We start from the raw sequence: 2756 nt of genomic DNA, 5'->3' as shown, positions 1-2756 counted from the left end.
GCATAACGTATCACCTGTTCTTCATAAAATAAAGTACGTGCGGAGATTTTAGCGTGAATGTCTTTTGTTAGTTCGATTGTAAACTGGATAATCAATAAATCAGTGTCTTTACAGTATTTTTCTAGTAGCATGATATCACCTCCATTTTGTCAACTCATTTACATAATCTTAATATAAAATTTACAAATGTCAATAAGACACGGAAAAATAAATGGTAAGACTGTTCTTTTTATATGTTGAATAAACAAGAACGTGACAGAGGTGAATAAACTTGAACATTAACGTCGGATTTGCCATTTTAGCTGATATTGATAATAAGATGACGGCTGCTATTTATGTGGAAAATCAAATTGTAGCGATTATAGCTGGACCTTCAGATATTCTGTATGAAAAGTTGAAAAAAGTGTTTTTATAATAGAGAAAAGCTGTAATTATAAATATGATTCATAAAAGGCTTAAAAATTCTATGAAATAGTCGAAATAAAAGATGAGGATAAAATACACAAAAAGAAAGAACAGGAAGTTAAGGATAGGAGAATTACATATGGATAAAACATCTTTTATTGGACTGATTTTAGGAATAGCCTCTCTTATTGTAGGTATGTTTTTCAAAGGGGTTAATCCATCTGTGTTAGGAAATCCCGCTGCTATTTTAATTATTATTGTCGGAACCGTCGGAGCAGTAGTGATTGCATTTCCTTCAAATGAAATCAAAAGAGTCCCAAAACTGTTTGGTGTCCTGTTTAAAGAACAAAAAATGCTGCAGCCCGTTGATTTAGTATCCATGTTTTCTGAATGGGGACAAGTTGTTCGAAAAGAAGGGTTACTATCACTTGAAGGCCAAATTATTGATGTAGATGACCCTTTCTTAAAAAATGGTTTGAATTTAGCTATTGATGGTCAAAGTGCGGATTATATACGAGACGTGTTGTCTGAAGAAATTGATGCTATGGAAGAAAGACATCAAACGGGTGCAAGTATTTTCGCTTTAGCAGGTACATATGCTCCAACTCTGGGTGTACTTGGAGCTGTTATAGGGTTAATTGCTGCGCTTGGGAACATGGAAGATACAGATACGCTAGGACATGCGATCAGCGCGGCATTTGTTGCTACGCTTCTTGGTATTTTTACTGGGTATGTACTATGGCATCCGTTTGCAAATAAACTAAAGCGTAAATCGAAACATGAAGTAAAGGTAAAGTATRTGATGATCGAAGGAGTGCTTTCACTTTTAGAAGGAGAAACACCAAAAGTAATTGAGCAAAAGCTGGCTTCTTATTTGCCAACAGCGGAACGTAAAAAGCTTCTTCAAGAAAGTGAAGTGGGCATAAATGAGTAGACGCAGAAAACGAAAGCATGAAGAGGACCATGTTGACGAAAGCTGGCTGCTTCCTTACTCAGATTTGCTTACACTTTTACTTGCTTTATTCATTGTATTGTTTGCAATGAGCTCAGTGGATGCGCAGAAATTTAAGAACCTTTCTCGCGCATTTAATGAAGCGTTCGTTGGAGGAACGGGCGTGATGGAATTTCAATCTCTGCAGGAATCTGAAGAAGCGGTTCAGCCTTCAAATACCCCTGCAGCTAAAAGTACGGAAAAAACAAATGAAGTGGAGACAGCCCCCAATCAGTCTCCTGCTTCTTCACAATCGTTAACGAGCGAACAAAAGGAGCAAACCATTCGAGAAGCTGATCAAGAAGAGCTTCAGCAAATTCAATCTAAAATTAATGCGTATATTCAAAAGAAAAACCTAACAAATCAATTACAGACTTCGTTAACCGAGGAAGGTCTCTTAATTTCCATTCGAGACAATGTATTGTTTGATTCGGGAAGAGCACAAGTTCGGAGTGAAGATACAAAAATCGCCAATGATATTTCAGAGCTTTTGGTGATTGATCCTCCTCGTAATATTATTATTAGCGGTCACACCGATAACGTACCTATTCGCAACGCTGGTTTTGAATCCAACTGGGAGTTAAGCGTGATGAGAGCAGTTAACTTTATGAAAGTTATCTTAAAAAACGATAAGCTTAATCCAAGCATGTTCAGTGCAAAAGGATTTGGAGAGTTCAAGCCGGTGACATCTAATAATACAGCAGAGGGACAAGCGAAAAATAGGAGGGTTGAAATATTGATTACTCCTCGTACAATTAAACAGCCGTAAAAGCAGGACTGCTTTTACGGCTGTTTTTCTATGTGTCATAAAGCTAAGAGTCTTCTCTTTTCAAAGTTTCCTCGTACTAACTTGAGATCCATTCCATCTAAAATCAAGTCAATGAGAGCTCCTTTAAAGACATCCGCTGTTTTTTTCTTATCATTGGACTGCAAATATTGCACGCGATACCACTTGTCTTCAACTTGAAAGTACATAAAACGTCCATGCGTAAAGTCAATCCAAAACTTTGTAGGTTGTCCATTGAGATTTTTATAAACATATCCCCAGCTTCGGCCTTGGTGAGCGTCCTTCATTTTAGGGCGAGCTGTATTAAATACTTCGTAATATACTTTGTGCTTAATATCATAGAGCATCATATGACAGTCCTCCTATCTATAGACGTGCTAGCAGGTAAAGATATATTTGTATACAACAAGTATACTCAGCTGAAAGGAATCGTAGACTACTTTTTTGAGACAAGCAGAAATGCAGTTAAATGAAAAAGACAGTTTAAATTAGCTCAATCATTCCGCCTTTTTTATACTGTAAGTAAATGCGTTAAATAAGGAGGAAAAAATGAGACGAGTAGGAATAGTAGGT

General features: G+C 36.8%; 4 protein-coding genes. 3 read left to right on the top strand and 1 reads right to left on the bottom strand.

Going from position 1 to position 2756, the window contains the following annotated elements; genetic code table 11:
• Positions 1-271 precede the first annotated feature (271 nt).
• The 3 genes from AC1DRF_RS22020 (at position 272) to motB (ending at position 2165) form a co-directional block, all read left to right on the top strand.
• On the top strand, positions 272-415 hold the full coding sequence (locus AC1DRF_RS22020; RefSeq protein ID WP_014460421.1) for a hypothetical protein: 144 nt from the start codon (positions 272-274) through the stop codon (positions 413-415).
• 129 nt (positions 416-544) lie between these two features.
• The gene (gene motA, locus AC1DRF_RS22015; RefSeq protein ID WP_477741696.1) at positions 545-1339 is read left to right on the top strand and encodes a flagellar motor stator protein MotA; all 795 of its coding nucleotides are present in this window, start codon (positions 545-547) and stop codon (positions 1337-1339) included.
• Positions 1332-2165 (top strand): flagellar motor protein MotB, encoded by an 834-nt coding sequence (gene motB, locus AC1DRF_RS22010; protein WP_025752068.1) that lies wholly within the window; start codon positions 1332-1334, stop codon positions 2163-2165. Before motA ends, motB begins: the two co-directional genes overlap by 8 nt.
• A 35-nt stretch (positions 2166-2200) precedes the next feature.
• Here motB and AC1DRF_RS22005 read toward each other — a convergent pair whose 3' ends face one another.
• Positions 2201-2533: a hypothetical protein gene (locus AC1DRF_RS22005; protein WP_013056747.1), complete on the bottom strand. Its 333-nt coding sequence runs from the start codon at positions 2531-2533 to the stop codon at positions 2201-2203.
• Between the last annotated feature and the right edge of the window lie 223 nt (positions 2534-2756).

It is taken from the genome of Priestia sp. P5_B4 (assembly GCF_056400385.1).
The sequence above is the reverse complement of the archived record's forward strand: the minus strand, read 5'-3'. Positions and strand labels throughout refer to the sequence as shown.

Bases quoted from the DNA above. Each gene is read 5' to 3' on its own strand.
- motB (WP_025752068.1), top strand. From the start codon at position 1,332: ATGAGTAGACGCAGAAAACGAAAGCATGAAGAGGACCATGTTGACGAA.
- AC1DRF_RS22005 (WP_013056747.1), bottom strand. From the start codon at position 2,533: ATGATGCTCTATGATATTAAGCACAAAGTATATTACGAAGTATTTAAT.